This window comes from Vibrio sp. V39_P1S14PM300 (assembly GCF_009904765.1).
Lineage (GTDB): Bacteria > Pseudomonadota > Gammaproteobacteria > Enterobacterales > Vibrionaceae > Vibrio > Vibrio proteolyticus.
Genome location: NZ_WXWP01000393.1, coordinates 1 through 13,173 on the forward strand (window position 1 = coordinate 1; position 13,173 = coordinate 13,173).

At 51.4% G+C, this 13,173-nt stretch carries 13 protein-coding genes; 7 read left to right on the plus strand and 6 right to left on the minus strand.

The annotated features are described in order from the left end of the window. The first annotated feature begins 458 nt into the window (after positions 1–458). From CAG65_RS20335 to CAG65_RS20355, 5 genes are all read left to right on the plus strand, one after another. Positions 459–923 (plus strand): (2Fe-2S)-binding protein, encoded by a 465-nt coding sequence (locus CAG65_RS20335; RefSeq protein WP_161454793.1) that lies wholly within the window; start codon positions 459–461, stop codon positions 921–923. Between the two features lie 17 nt (positions 924–940). Further along, the gene (locus CAG65_RS20340) at positions 941–3,130 is read left to right on the plus strand and encodes a xanthine dehydrogenase family protein molybdopterin-binding subunit (RefSeq protein WP_161454794.1); all 2,190 of its coding nucleotides are present in this window, start codon (positions 941–943) and stop codon (positions 3,128–3,130) included. A 59-nt stretch (positions 3,131–3,189) separates the two neighbouring features. Further along, a complete protein-coding gene (locus CAG65_RS20345; RefSeq protein WP_161454795.1) occupies positions 3,190–4,218 on the plus strand; it encodes an XdhC family protein in 1,029 nt (342 codons plus the stop codon). 6 nt (positions 4,219–4,224) lie between these two features. Continuing rightward, on the plus strand, positions 4,225–4,842 hold the full coding sequence (locus tag CAG65_RS20350) for a nucleotidyltransferase family protein (RefSeq protein WP_161454796.1): 618 nt from the start codon (positions 4,225–4,227) through the stop codon (positions 4,840–4,842). A gap of 339 nt (positions 4,843–5,181) precedes the next feature. Continuing rightward, complete coding sequence (locus CAG65_RS20355) at positions 5,182–5,598, plus strand: PaaI family thioesterase (RefSeq protein WP_161454797.1); 417 nt, start codon at positions 5,182–5,184, stop codon at positions 5,596–5,598. A gap of 29 nt (positions 5,599–5,627) precedes the next feature. On the opposite strand, the gene CAG65_RS20360 is transcribed toward CAG65_RS20355, so the two are convergent. Continuing rightward, positions 5,628–6,113: a peptide-methionine (S)-S-oxide reductase gene (locus CAG65_RS20360; RefSeq protein WP_021704779.1), complete on the minus strand. Its 486-nt coding sequence runs from the start codon at positions 6,111–6,113 to the stop codon at positions 5,628–5,630. Positions 6,114–6,306: 193 nt separating this feature from the next. On the opposite strand from CAG65_RS20360, the gene CAG65_RS20365 reads away from it, so the two are divergent. After that, complete coding sequence (locus tag CAG65_RS20365) at positions 6,307–6,918, plus strand: DJ-1/PfpI family protein (RefSeq protein ID WP_161454798.1); 612 nt, start codon at positions 6,307–6,309, stop codon at positions 6,916–6,918. A gap of 76 nt (positions 6,919–6,994) precedes the next feature. Here CAG65_RS20365 and CAG65_RS20370 read toward each other — a convergent pair whose 3' ends face one another. Beyond that, the gene (locus tag CAG65_RS20370; protein ID WP_161448862.1) at positions 6,995–7,645 is read right to left on the minus strand and encodes a Qnr family pentapeptide repeat protein; all 651 of its coding nucleotides are present in this window, start codon (positions 7,643–7,645) and stop codon (positions 6,995–6,997) included. A gap of 384 nt (positions 7,646–8,029) precedes the next feature. On the opposite strand from CAG65_RS20370, the gene thpR reads away from it, so the two are divergent. Further along, positions 8,030–8,554: an RNA 2',3'-cyclic phosphodiesterase gene (gene thpR / locus CAG65_RS20375; protein WP_161454799.1), complete on the plus strand. Its 525-nt coding sequence runs from the start codon at positions 8,030–8,032 to the stop codon at positions 8,552–8,554. Between the two features lie 11 nt (positions 8,555–8,565). On the opposite strand, the gene CAG65_RS20380 is transcribed toward thpR, so the two are convergent. The 4 genes from CAG65_RS20380 to CAG65_RS20395 all read right to left on the minus strand — a co-directional run bounded on the left by CAG65_RS20380 (position 8,566) and on the right by CAG65_RS20395 (position 13,160). Further along, on the minus strand, positions 8,566–9,726 hold the full coding sequence (locus CAG65_RS20380) for an amidohydrolase (protein WP_161454800.1): 1,161 nt from the start codon (positions 9,724–9,726) through the stop codon (positions 8,566–8,568). Positions 9,727–9,798: 72 nt separating this feature from the next. Then, entirely contained in the window at positions 9,799–10,722 is a 924-nt protein-coding gene (locus CAG65_RS20385) for a hydroxymethylglutaryl-CoA lyase (protein WP_161454801.1), read from the minus strand. 1 nt (position 10,723) lies between these two features. Beyond that, positions 10,724–11,545 (minus strand): enoyl-CoA hydratase-related protein, encoded by an 822-nt coding sequence (locus tag CAG65_RS20390; RefSeq protein ID WP_161454802.1) that lies wholly within the window; start codon positions 11,543–11,545, stop codon positions 10,724–10,726. 10 nt (positions 11,546–11,555) lie between these two features. Continuing rightward, positions 11,556–13,160 carry a carboxyl transferase domain-containing protein gene (locus CAG65_RS20395; protein WP_161454803.1) on the minus strand — a complete coding sequence of 535 codons (1,605 nt, stop codon included), beginning with the start codon at positions 13,158–13,160 and terminating at the stop codon, positions 11,556–11,558. Positions 13,161–13,173: the final 13 nt, after the last annotated feature.

A 13,173-nucleotide genomic window follows, 5' to 3' on the forward strand; every position in this document is an offset into this window, starting at 1 on the left:
AGGTATCACTTATTGATTCATTTTTCGATAACCATATACGCTTTAAATGAAAATAAATTTTGTCAATAATTTCAGTAAGGTATGTGTTCGGTGTTTTTGACGCAGCCATTATTCTGACGTTGATGGCAAATTTGAATGTATTTCGCTCTTTATACGTATAAAAATCTCGCTCCACGCGCATCTAAGGATGCTGTTTTTATAAATCCTCAATTTATTTAATGACAACGCCATCGCCGCCAGAATGCTTGCTAATTGGTCGTTCTGCCACGTTTTTTGGTTTTCTGGAACATTAGGCAAACAATTTGGATTTTCTGTCTAACACATCATCCGCGTACTTCTATAATTTTCTCTATAGCTAGTGATGAGCAATGAAACTATCTATACAACGTGCGGCAATCTCCATTACCTGAGCGGGATATCGCACGCCAATTCAATATAAAGAGAGCAGGAGAAGCTCCATGTCAGTTACTTTGAATGTGAACGGTGTCGATAGAGAAATCGACGCATCGCCAGACACGCCCATTCTATGGGCTGTTCGTGATCATCTTGATATGACCGGGACCAAATTCGGCTGCGGTATGGCGCAGTGCGGCGCTTGCACTGTGCACTTGAATGGTCAGCCGATTCGTTCCTGTGTGACGCCAGTTCAGGCTGCTGTTGGTCAGAAGATCACCACCATAGAAGGCGTGGAAAGTCGTGCCGCAAAAGTGGTGCAACAAGCCTGGGATGAACTGCAGGTACCGCAGTGTGGCTACTGTCAGTCGGGGCAAATTATGTCTGCGGTTGCTCTGCTGGAGATCAACCCGAATCCGACAGACTCCGACATTGATGCTGCCATGTCGGGCAATATCTGTCGTTGTGCAACTTATGTGCGTATTCGTCAGGCGATCAAAGACGCAGCAACGCAACTCAAAGCCGTTTGATAAGGGAGTGAACAATCATGCGTAGAATGTCCTTTTCATCAGCGGTGGATGAGGTCGTACCCGGCCGCCGTAAATTTCTAAAATTGATGGGTGGTGTCGGTGCGGGGTTAACATTGGGGTTCTCTTTACCTTTGTCACTCAATGCTCGCGCGGATGAGGCCGCGAAGGCGCCGTTTGAACCCAATGCGTTTGTGCGTATCGGGACAGACAACAAAGTTACCGTGATGATCAAACACGTTGAAATGGGTCAGGGTACTTATACCGGCCTGACGACTTTGGTCGCAGAAGAGCTGGATGCGAGTTGGGATCAGATGGTGGCCGAAGGTGCGCCAGCCGATGCCAAACGCTACAACAATACGCTTTGGGGCCCGATGCAAGGCACAGGCGGCAGTACTGCCATCGCTAACTCATACATGCAAATGCGTACCGCTGGCGCGGTTGCGAAAGCTATGTTAGTCGCCGCCGCGGCGAAGCGCTGGGGTGTGCCTGCATCTGAAATCCAGGTGAAAGCGGGTGTTGTTACTCATGGCAGCAACAAGGCTCAGTTTGGTGAACTGGCTGAAGATGCGGCAACTCAGCCCATGCCGGATGAAGCCAGTGTGACGCTAAAAACGCCCGAGCAATTCGTATTTATTGGTAAACAGAAAGTCAGCCGCAAAGATATCGGCAAAAATGACGGAACGGCGATTTTCACACAGGACATTAAGTTCCCCGGGATGTTAACTGCCATGATTCTGCATGCACCAAAATTCGGTGCCAAGCTGAAAACGCTGGATTCGACGGCGGCAAAAGCGTCTCCGGGTGTGGTGGATGTTCTGACCATTCCCACAGGCGTAGCGGTGCTGGCCAAAGACTACTGGAGTGCAAAAAAAGGCCGCGACTTGCTGCAAGTTAGCTGGGATGAGAGCGGCGCGTTCACTAAGAGTTCAGCGCAAATCATGACCGAGTATAAAACGCTGTCGAAGAAGAACGGCATTGTGGCTCGAAATGATGGCGATGCGGCGGGTGCATTGGCGCAGGCTGAGACCGTTATTGATACGACCTATGAGTTTCCTTTCCTATCGCATTCTCCTATGGAGCCGATGAACTGCGTTGCTCAAGTCACGGATCAGGGATGCGAAATCTGGAATGGCGAACAGTTCCAGACGGTTGATCAGATGAACATTGCGAAAGTGCTGGGTATCAAACCAGAGCAAGTCACATTGCATATGTTGTTAGCGGGAGGCAGCTTTGGCCGTCGAGCGAATCCGCATTCCGATTATCTGATTGAAACGGTTGAGATTGCCAAGCAGAAGAAGGGCATTCCGGTGAAGATGGTGTGGAGCCGGGAAGACGATACCCAGGTTGGCTACTACCGTCCGGCGTACGTGCATCGCGTCCAGGCTGGTCTGGATGCTGAAGGCAACATCACGGCCTGGCATCAGCATATTGTCGGCCAATCGATTCTGGCCAATACCGCCTTTGAATCATTTATGGTCAAAGACGGAATTGATGCGACGTCAGTGGAAGGGGCATCCAACAATCCATACGCGATTCCTAATCTGAAGCTTGAACTTACCACGGTTAAAGAAGGCCCAACCGTGCAATGGTGGCGCTCAGTGGGGAGTACCCATACAGCATTTGCTGTCGAAACTATGATTGATGAGCTGGCAGTTAAAGCGGGTAAAGACCCGGTTGAAATGCGCATGAAATTACTGGACAAACATCCTCGCTGGCAGGGTGTGCTCAAACTGGCCGCCGAGAAAGCAGGATGGGGTAAGAGCCTGCCAGAAGGGACGGGCATGGGCGTCGCCGTACATGAATCGTTCAGTACGTTTGTAGCGCAGGTGGCGCAGGTGTCTGTGAAAAATGGGCAGATTTCCGTCGATAAGGTGGTGTGTGCGGTTGATTGCGGTGTGGCCGTCAACCCGGATGTGATCGCCGCGCAAATGGAAGGCGGGATCGGTTTTGGTCTGTCTCCAACCTTGATCAGTGAAATTACTCTGGGTGAAGGTGGAGTGGTGGAACAGTCGAACTTCCACAATTATCAGGTACTACGAATGAACCAGATGCCGGAAGTTGAGGTGCATATTGTGCCTTCTGCTGAAGCTCCGACGGGTGTCGGTGAGCCGGGTGTGCCGCCAATCGCACCAGCGGTGGCAAATGCCGTGGCAGCGATCACCGGGCAACGCCTGAATGTACTGCCGCTGAAACTGGCGTCGGCGTAAGCTGTTTCTGATTTGAGTTTAGTTTGACTCTTTCAGCACAATGACTACAGGTGAAAACGATGTCCAATCATTTGTTGTATTTGCTGACCCAATGGCTTCGTCTTAAAGACGAAGCCAACTGGGTTCTGGGCACGGTGTACAAAACCGAAGGTCCGGCTTATCGTAAATCCGGCGCCATGATGCTGTTCAGTGACGCCGGACACCAATTGGGAATGCTCAGCGGAGGGTGCCTTGAATCTGATATTCACCTACACGCACGTAAGGTGATGCTTAATCAGGCGCCCGTCACACTGACCTACGACGGCAGCGACGAAGACGATCTTGCCTTTCAGTTAGGCATTGGTTGTGGCGGCACGGTTCATATTCTGTTGCAGCCCCTGACGGCCGAAAATGGTTATCTTGATTTGCCTTTGGTGCTGGTGGCACTGCAGCAGCACCACAAAGGCCATTACTTTCAAAAGGTGTCCAAAAAAGACGTGGCTGCGCGTTTTATGACTGAAGCGATGCCGGAGGAACATCAACGTACGGGAGCCACATTAATCGAGCAAGAAGACGGCGTCTGGCTGTGTACGCCGATAGATGCCCCGCTGCATGTCTTGCTCGTTGGTGGTGGCATAGATGCCAGGCCCGTCGCGCAGATGGCCCATCTGCTTGGGTGGCAGGTTACATTGTGGGATCCCAGACCAGCCAACGGACGGATGGAGTACTTTCCCCATCTTGCCCATCGGCTCAACGGCCAGGCCAGTGAATTGCCAGCTCATTGCCGTGATCACAATGTGCAGGCGGCGATACTAATGAGTCACAACGTGAGCTTGGACGCTGAGGCGCTGGCCGCGATGGCGGGGGTCCCCCTCAAATATCTGGCGTTACTCGGCCCAACCAACCGACGTGACAAAGTGATGAGCCTAGCAGGTATTTTACCCGATGAGTTATCGGCTACGCTATCTGGCCCTGCCGGACTAGATATCGGCGCTGAGCTGCCAGAAACCATCGCACTGTCTATTCTGGCGGAATGTCAGGCTGCGACGACTCGTGCGACAGGGCGCTCTCTCAGTGATGTCCTGCCTTTGTTTCGGGCGGCATCCTGAATGGGAATGGTCGACAGGAAAGTGGCTGTGGTGGTGATGGCTGCGGGGGAAAGTAAACGCTTTGGTGGCTGCAAACCACTGCATCCGTTAGATGGTAGCCACACACTCTTATCGCAGGTTGTGACACAGGCATTGGGCAGCCAAATCGGGCCGGTATTTGTTGTCACCGGCCGTTGGCATGATGCCATTGAACAGGCTCAGAAAGCGGGTCAACTGGACTCGGTGCCACTGCTTTACTGCCCAGATTGGTCTAAGGGATTAGGGCGATCCATTGCCTACGCCACACAGGTAATGTCGTCGGACTTTGACGCCATGTTGATTTTACTTGCTGACCAGATTGCTCTGCGAGCAGAGGACTTACAGCGTCTGGTGGAAAGTGAATCAACAGACCAGATCGTATGCGCTTTCTATCACGAAAAACGAGGTGTCCCCGCTTTGTTTCCGGCCAGCAGTTTCGCTCAGTTGCAGCGACTCGATGGTGAGCACGGTGCCCGGCAGTTACTGCGTAGTGGTGATACCCGTGTGCGGGAAGTGCCGATAGAGCGGGCAGCGTTTGATATCGATACGCGTGAGGCGTTGAACGATTGGCAGCGACGGATGCAAGCCTGCCAAACTGACGGTTAAACACTGGCGAATAAATCAGTTGTGTAATCACGTGTGTCAATCAATTCAAAGAACGATATCCAGTTCAGCCATCACAAGGCCATAGCCTCCAGCCATCAGACCAGTAATGTGGCCGTCGTCTGTATGGAGTTCAACGGTTATAAGACTGGTTGAGGTTGGCTGGTATGCAAGCTCGATTTTGCTCAAACCAAACGTTACCGAGCGTTGTTAACCTAGTTAAAGCAGCAACTGGTTAAGGCTTCCTGAAAGATATCGTGGCTGCAAACAAAGATTCCGTCATCCTCTTTTGATGTAATTGGCATATGCTAATAATTAAATTGTGTCATGGTGGGATTTTGTATGAGTAACATTTTAGCATCGCATGGTGGTTGCGCAGTGTGTGCAGACCCGGTGAGCAACCCGCATTCATTGGGTGTTCGCTACGAGTATGGCGCTGAGCGGGGTGTTCAGGCGAGATTTACCGTGGCATCACATCATCAGGGGTACAACGGAATTTTGCATGGTGGCATTGTCAGCGCGTTGTTGGATGGTGCGATGACGCATTGCATACTGCACCGTGACATATCAGCATTAACAGCACAACTGGATGTGCGCTTTCACCGACCAATCACACTGGGAGAGCAGGTCATCGTCACCGCACAATGTGAGTCCGAGCGGCGCAGCATGTATACGATGAGCGCCGAGTTGAGAGTCTGCGGGGAGTTACGCGCCAGTGCGAAAGGGAAGTTTCTACGGTGTGACTTGGCGCGGCTATAACCATTGTGGCGGTGTGTTGACCAGAGTGGCTATGATGCGGTTTTATACTTGTGCAGTAAATTCCACGGAATGTGGCAAAGTGCATGATCTTCCGGATGACGTGTCAGTCGGTGTTGGTGCTCTGTATCGCTTTTGACGTAATTCTTCAGTGGCAAGACCTCCACGGCAATGCGTTCGGCATCGCAACGCGAGCTTAAGTAGGCGGTTGCCAATCGTAAATGCTCCGCATGGTTACTGTAGATGCCTGTTCGGTATTTGGTACCGACATCTTGCCCCTGTTTATTGACGCTGTATGGGTCAATAATTTCAAACAAGTGCTCAATCAACTGCTCGATTGAGATCAGGGTGGGATCGAACTCTAACCGCACGCATTCGGCGTAACCGTCGTAGTTACCCTGGGTCGTATTTGAGGCGCCGTTGGCTCGGCCTGCTTCGGTTGATATCACGCCAGGAACGTATTTGATAAATTCCTGAACGCCCCAAAGGCACCCGCCAGCCAGGTATATTTCTTCCATATCAGTGAGTTATGTTAGTTCTGTATTTGTGTATTTCCACTGTAGCAGAAATCGCTTCTGAGATGAATGTGGGTTCGATTTTGCACAACATGCGTTGCCACGACGAATAAGCGCCTGTTCTGCGAGCGTTCGCACCGTTTGTTATACATTGATTATGATAATGTGCGCATATTGATAACCATAGGAAGTGAGTATGTATCAACTATCCATTGTCGTATTCGACGACTTTACTGATGTCGATTTTTTCCTGATGCGGGATATTCTGGGTCGCAATAAGAAGGACTGGTGTGTAAAAGTATTGGGGCTAAGCAGTGAACATACGTCTACTTTGGGAATGACGGTAAAAACCGATGGGCATGTATCCGAAGCGTGTGATTCAGATGTGGTGTTGTTTGTCAGTGGTTACAAAGGCGTTCCGGCTGTGCTGGAAAATCCTGAGTTTATGGCGTCACTGACGTTAGATCCTGACAAACAACTTATTGGGTCGATTTGTGCAGGCTCGTTCATTCTTCATCAACTGGGTTTGCTGGATGGAGCCCCTCTTACGACGCATCCGGATGCAAAACATCGCTTGCTGGAAATGGGGGGAGATGTGCAAGACGAACCTTTGGTGATTGTCGGCAACATCGCGACGGCGGGTGGTTGTTTGTCGGCGCTTTACCTGACCGGGTGGGTGGCGGAGCGACTGTTTGACGCAGATAAACGCCGAGAGATTCAACGTCAGTTGATTCCGGCCGGTCAGGCTGAGATCTATGAAAATCTGATTCACGGCACGATTGACGCGGCGCTAAAGCAGGCGAAGTGAGGAGAGCATAAATCGGAATGGGAAGATACAGGCTGAGTTACCCCGTATCTCCCTATTCGCCGAATATATTGTGAGATTAGAGTACGATCAGCCCAAGCGGAGCGAGCAGTTGCGCCTGTTGCCAGTCACAAATTTTTACGCCATGAAGCGACACGCGACGGATATCCAACCCTTCGAGTTCGATATGAGTCAGGTCGCACTCCTCCAAATTAAAGCTTCCCCATTGCTCGGTACTGAATTCACCCCGGGACAAATCGGAACCTTTCAGATTTGCACCAGACAGGTTGGCGCCATTCCAGCGATTTTCAAACAGATCGCACTTTTCTAGTAACACCCGTTCGAAGTTGGTGTACGCCAGATTACATCCGGTGATGAATGCAGAACAAAAGAACATCGTATGGTTGATGCGGTTGGCAAAATTAGCTTGCTGAAAGTTAGCGCCTTTTAGATCGCATTTACGCAGTTCTATCCCCATACAGTCAGCACCATTGAAAAGACTCATTGCCAGCATACAGTTGGTGAAGCTCGCATCTTTTAACTTGGCGTAACGGAAGTCACAGCCCTCAATGGCTTGTGCTTCGATAAAACGACAATCGGTAAACGTGGTATCTCTAAGATCGGCGCGCCGAAAATTGCATTGATAAAATCGGCAGTTCGTAAAAGTGTGGCCCTGAAGATTTTGGCCAGAGAAGTCCTGTTTAAGAAACGTGAGATCGGTGTTAAGCATGTTGTCTCCTTTGTTGCGTGCAGACTAACATTGCAAGTGTTTGATTTTCTACAAAAATAACTTCTTTAAAAACAGAGGTTTAAAAGTGGCTCAAATCGCCGTTTTAAGGTGTCAAATCACCCGTCTAAGGTGGGTGTTTTTCAAAAAGAGGACAAGGCAGTGTGAAAAAAAGTTTTGTTTAATATGGGGCCGGACGGGTGGTTTTTCAGTTTGACGTTAGGCGGAGGAATACGTTGCTTAAATATGCTGAAAGTGAGAACAAGCAGGCGCCTAAAAGTAATAAGGATATAGGGTCGTAAGCCCATAACATCGCTTCCTGATTCAGTTTGAGTATAATTTCCTTATAACTCGGGTATTTGCTGGCAGTGATTGAGGAGGAACGCCATGCGTTTGTTTTACGCTCTGACATTTGATACCGACACCAAAACACGCATCACGCATTATCAGGAACAACTGGCCAGCCATGCTATCAAGGGGCGCCTGACCCGCGAGTCAAACTACCACGTCACACTGGAGTTCATTGGTGAGGCCACGCCGGCGGAAAAGAAAACACTGACAGAAGTACTTTATCAGTTGGACCGGTGCCCACAGAGCATTCGGGTGGATCATTTTGGCGCTTTTTCGGTGAAAGGGCGGCAGTTGGTGTGGTTAGGTGTCCAGCAACAAGCGGAGCTGATGGCGCTGCAAAACCGGATGCGGGACAGGCTAAACGACATGGGGTTTTATGCAGAGCGGCGCCAGTACACGCCGCATATTACTTTAGGAAGAAACATGACGTTGCGTGATAAAGTACAATCACTCAAGGCCGAGATGGCTGAACTACCGGTTTACTCGTTGGCGTTGATGGAGAGCAAACGTGTAGGAGACGTTTTGGTTTATGAAGCCATTGAAGAAGTGTTTCCTGCCTAAACTGCACCGGTTTACAAGTCTTGGGTTAAACCGTGCTGACGTCGGATCAGGGCGACGAATAGGGATGCTGCTGTGTCCATAATGTCGTCTGGAAAGTCGTAATCCGGGTTATGCAGTTCCGGATGGTGTGTTCCGCTGCCGATGCAAAACATCGCGCCGCGCCATTTGAGCAGAAACTCAGCGAAGTCTTCTGACCAGCGCATCGGTTCATCGAGTTGATGAACGGAAAGTCCGAGCTGGTTTGCTTGTTCGACCAGCATTGAGACATGCTGTCTTGAGTTAACGGTTGCGTTAAACGGCTCATCCCACTCTACATAAATGTCCAACCCACTTTGTGCTCTGAACTCTTGTAGTGCCTCGGTCAGCAGCGTCTGCATCGCCTGAAACGTTTCATTGCATTCGCTGCGCATTGTCGCCATGACTTTCGCTTCTCCCGGAGAGACACCATACGCCGCTTCGCCCAGCTGTGCATGCACAATAGTCACCAAGCTGAAAGCGTCGGGAAAGCGTTGTGGCATTCCTTGCAGCAGTTGCATGATGTCCATCATCGTGTTGGTTGGGCTGATCCCATTTTCAGGCCTTGCCGCGTGTGAAGTTTTACCGGTGAGTGTGATAGATACACCAGTGGATGCGCAGGCAAAGGTGTCTGTCTTGACGACGATCTGGTGCAGCGGATAGCCAGGCAGGTTGTGGTAAGCATAGGCGTTGTCGACGGTCAGGTCGCGCAGTGCCGGATGCGTCAGCATCGAAGCGGCGCCTGTGCCGATCTCTTCTGCTGGCTGAAACAGTAACACCACCTGACCGGACTTAGGAGGATGCTCGGCTAACTGCTGCGCGACTTTAAGCAAGGAGGTAGTGTGACCGTCATGACCACAAGCATGCATTACTCCATGGTTAGCCGAGACGTGATCATGTTGTGCCTGTTCTTCAATTGGCAGGGCATCAAAGTCTGCGCGGATCAAGGTGGTTTCGCCTTCGTCTTCACCTTCAATAATACAGAACAAACCGTGCCCGCCGATTTCGGTTACCGGCTTCAGGCCGAATGAACTGAGCACGCGCGCGATGGTTTGAGACGTGTTCACCTCTTCCAGCGACAACTCAGGGAAACGGTGCAGATTTTTGCGAAAAGCGACCGCATTAAAAACTGGTGCGTCGTTGGATGGCGTATCCATAGTTTATCCTTAGGCCTTGATACTGCTGACAGATTTTCATCATAACGGGCACGGGCAGCGAAATATGTGACCTCAGACCGGGTTTTGTTGCTGATGGCGCAGCGCCAGAGAGACTTTGGATGTAGGCTGTCGGTTCAATGCCCGGCTGATCATCCAACCGGCTTGCGCGACTGCCTGAAGATCGACACCGGTATCAATCTCAAGCCCCTGGCACAGGTACAATACGTCTTCTGTGGCGACATTGCCGGAAGCACCGGGCGCATAAGGGCAGCCTCCTAATCCAGCCACACTGCTGTCTATCGTCGCGATGCCCATGTTCAACGCCTGATAGATATTCGCCAATGCCTGACCCCAAGTGTCATGAAAGTGCACCGCCAGCTCGGTCGCTGGTACACAACGTCTTACTGCTTCCAGCATTTTGGCGATCCGATAAGGCGTGCCGGTGCCTATCGTGTCGCCAAGTGACACCTCATAGCAGCCGAGATCGATCAGTGCTTTGGCAACCGACGCAACCTGATCGGGGTCGGTCGGGCCGTCATACGGACAGTCGGCGACACAGGATAAATAACCCCGCACCGCAATACCTTGGCGCTTTGCAGCTTCAATTACTGGTTCAAAACGTTGCAGACTCTCACTTATCGAACAATGGATGTTGTGCTGGCAGAAACCTTCTGACGACGAGGTGAAAACAGCCACTTGAGAGGCTCCGCTTTGCACGGCTTGTTCGAACCCTCGCAGGTTGGGTGTCAGCGCTGAGTAGGTGATCCCCGGCTGGCGTTTGATCTGGCTAAGCACCTGCGTGGAATCGGCCATTTGCGGCACTCGTTTCGGCGAGACAAATGCGCCAGCTTCTATGTGCGTCAGTCCGGTTAACGAGAGTTGATCAATCAGTTTAACTTTCATTTCCGTTGGGAGCTGCGCTTCATTTTGCAAACCATCCCGGGCACCGACTTCAATTATCCGTACTGCGTTTGGTAGCAGGCTCTCTTCCGACATCTCATCTCTCCTTATTCCAGTATGGCCGCCGTTTGTCGAAGAAGGCGTTCAGGCCTTCTTGTCCTTCTGGTGAAACTCGAATTGCTGCGATCGCGTCGCTGGTGTGGTTAATCAAAGCCTGGTCGATAGGGTGATTTTCACAACGTTGACACAGCTGTTTAGCTGCCGAAACCGCTTGAGGGCTATTTGCCAGTATAGATTGGATGAGAAAATTCATTTGCAGATGCAGGGCATCGCGATCGGTTTCCACGCTATGTAATAATCCCAGCTCCAGAGCGGTAGTTGCACTGATGCGCTCGGCGGTTAACATAAATCGCCGCGCCTGACGAACCCCCATAGCTCGGCACACATACGGGCCGATTGTGGCCGGGATCAGTCCGAGCTTAACTTCACTTAAGCAAAACTGTGCATCTTGCTCGGCAATGGCGATGTCACAACAACAGATCAACCCCAAGGCACCACCGTAAGCGCTACCATGAACCACGGCGATAGTCGGGTGGGGGAAGGTATCGAGTTGGTGCATCAGGGTGGCCAACCGACCCGCATCTCTCAAGTTTTCGTGTTGGCTTTTGCCCGCCATGGATTTCATCCAGTGCAGATCGGCACCGGCTGAAAAGTGCGCGCCGTTCGCATTGAGTATCAGGCAACGCACGTCTGGAGCGGCTTTTAATGACGACAGACAGGTCAGTAGCGCTTCGATCATGTCTCCGTCAAACGCATTGTGTTTGCGGGTGCGATTCAGCGTGAGCTTAGCGATACCGCTGCTGTCAATGGTGCAGATAAGCTGTTCCGGGGTTGGGATTACCGTTTCCGAACGAGACATATTTCACTCCTTACATGCGGAAAATACCAAACTGACTGTCTGGAGTCGGGGCTCGTGACGCCGCTTTGAGCGCAAAACCGAGTGTGCGCCGGGTTTCTTTCGGGTCAATGATGCCATCGTCCCATAAGCGTGCACTGGCGTAATGGGGTAACCCCTGATTTTCGTACAGATCCAGCATGGATTGACGGTAGGTTTGTTCAGCGTCGCTGTCCCAGTTTTCACCGCTGCGTTTCATTCGCTCGCGTTTCACCTGGGTCATAACCCCCGCTGCCTGTTCGCCACCCATCACCGAGATTCGGGCATTCGGCCACATCCAGATCAAGGTTGGATCGTAAGCCCGCCCACACATGCCATAGTTCCCTGCACCATAAGAACCACCGATAATCACGGTAAATTTAGGCACATCGGCGCAGGCCACTGCCATCACCAGCTTGGCGCCATGTTTGGCAATGCCTTCCGATTCCATTTTTTTGCCGACCATAAACCCGGTGATGTTTTGTAAAAACAGCAACGGAATTTTTCGCTTGGCACACAGTTCGATAAAATGTGCCCCTTTTTGTGCAGACTCGGAAAACAGAATTCCGTTGTTGGCGATGATCCCAATCGGGTAACCATGTAGCCGGGCAAACCCACACACCAGTGTTGTGCCATACAAAGCTTTAAATTCATCAAAGTTAGAATCATCCACCAGGCGAGCAATGATTTCACGCACATCAAAAGAGAGACGTAAATTGGCGTTAACGATGCCGTACATGTCTTCCGCCGGGTAGCGTGGTGGTAACACTTCGTGAGGGGGAGAGGCTGCGGGGAGTTCGTTGCTGCTGATTACCGCTTGGCGCGCCAGCGTCAGTGCATGCTCTTCATTGAGCGCATAATAGTCGGCGACTCCCGATTTCTTGCAATGCACGTCAGCGCCACCCAGCTCCTCATCGGTTACGATTTCACCGGTAGCGGCTTTGACCAGAGGAGGTCCTGCAAGGAAGATGGTGCCTTGCTCTTTGACGATGATCGACACGTCAGCCATCGCAGGAATGTAGGCTCCGCCTGCAGTGCACAGGCCGAGGACCACGGAGATCTGAGGGATGCCCTGTGCGGACATGCGAGCCTGGTTAAAAAAGATCCGGCCAAAATGTTCTTTGTCTGGGAACACTTCGGCCTGATGAGGCAAGTTGGCACCACCTGAGTCGACCAGATACACACAAGGCAGGCGACAACGCTGCGCGATCTCCTGAGCACGAAGGTGCTTTTTGACGGTAAGTGGATAATACGTGCCACCTTTGACTGACGGATCGTTGGCAATCACCATGCACTCGATTCCCTCAATGGTGCCGATGCCGGCCACAACTCCGGCACAGGGCACAGATTCCTCGTAGACACGCCAGGCGGCAAACTGACCGATTTCCAGAAACTCACTGTCTTTGTCGAGCAAAGCCGCAATGCGCTCGCGTACCGGAAGTTTGCCTTTTTTGCGTTGATGTTCCAGCGCGGCAGGTCCGCCACCCTGACGGATGATTTCGATGTCTGAATACAGTTGTTCAACCAGTTCAGCCATGACTTTTTGGTTGGTGACAAACAGGTCGTCATGCAGCTTGGCTTTGGTTTGAATGATGGCCATGAATCGTCCTTTC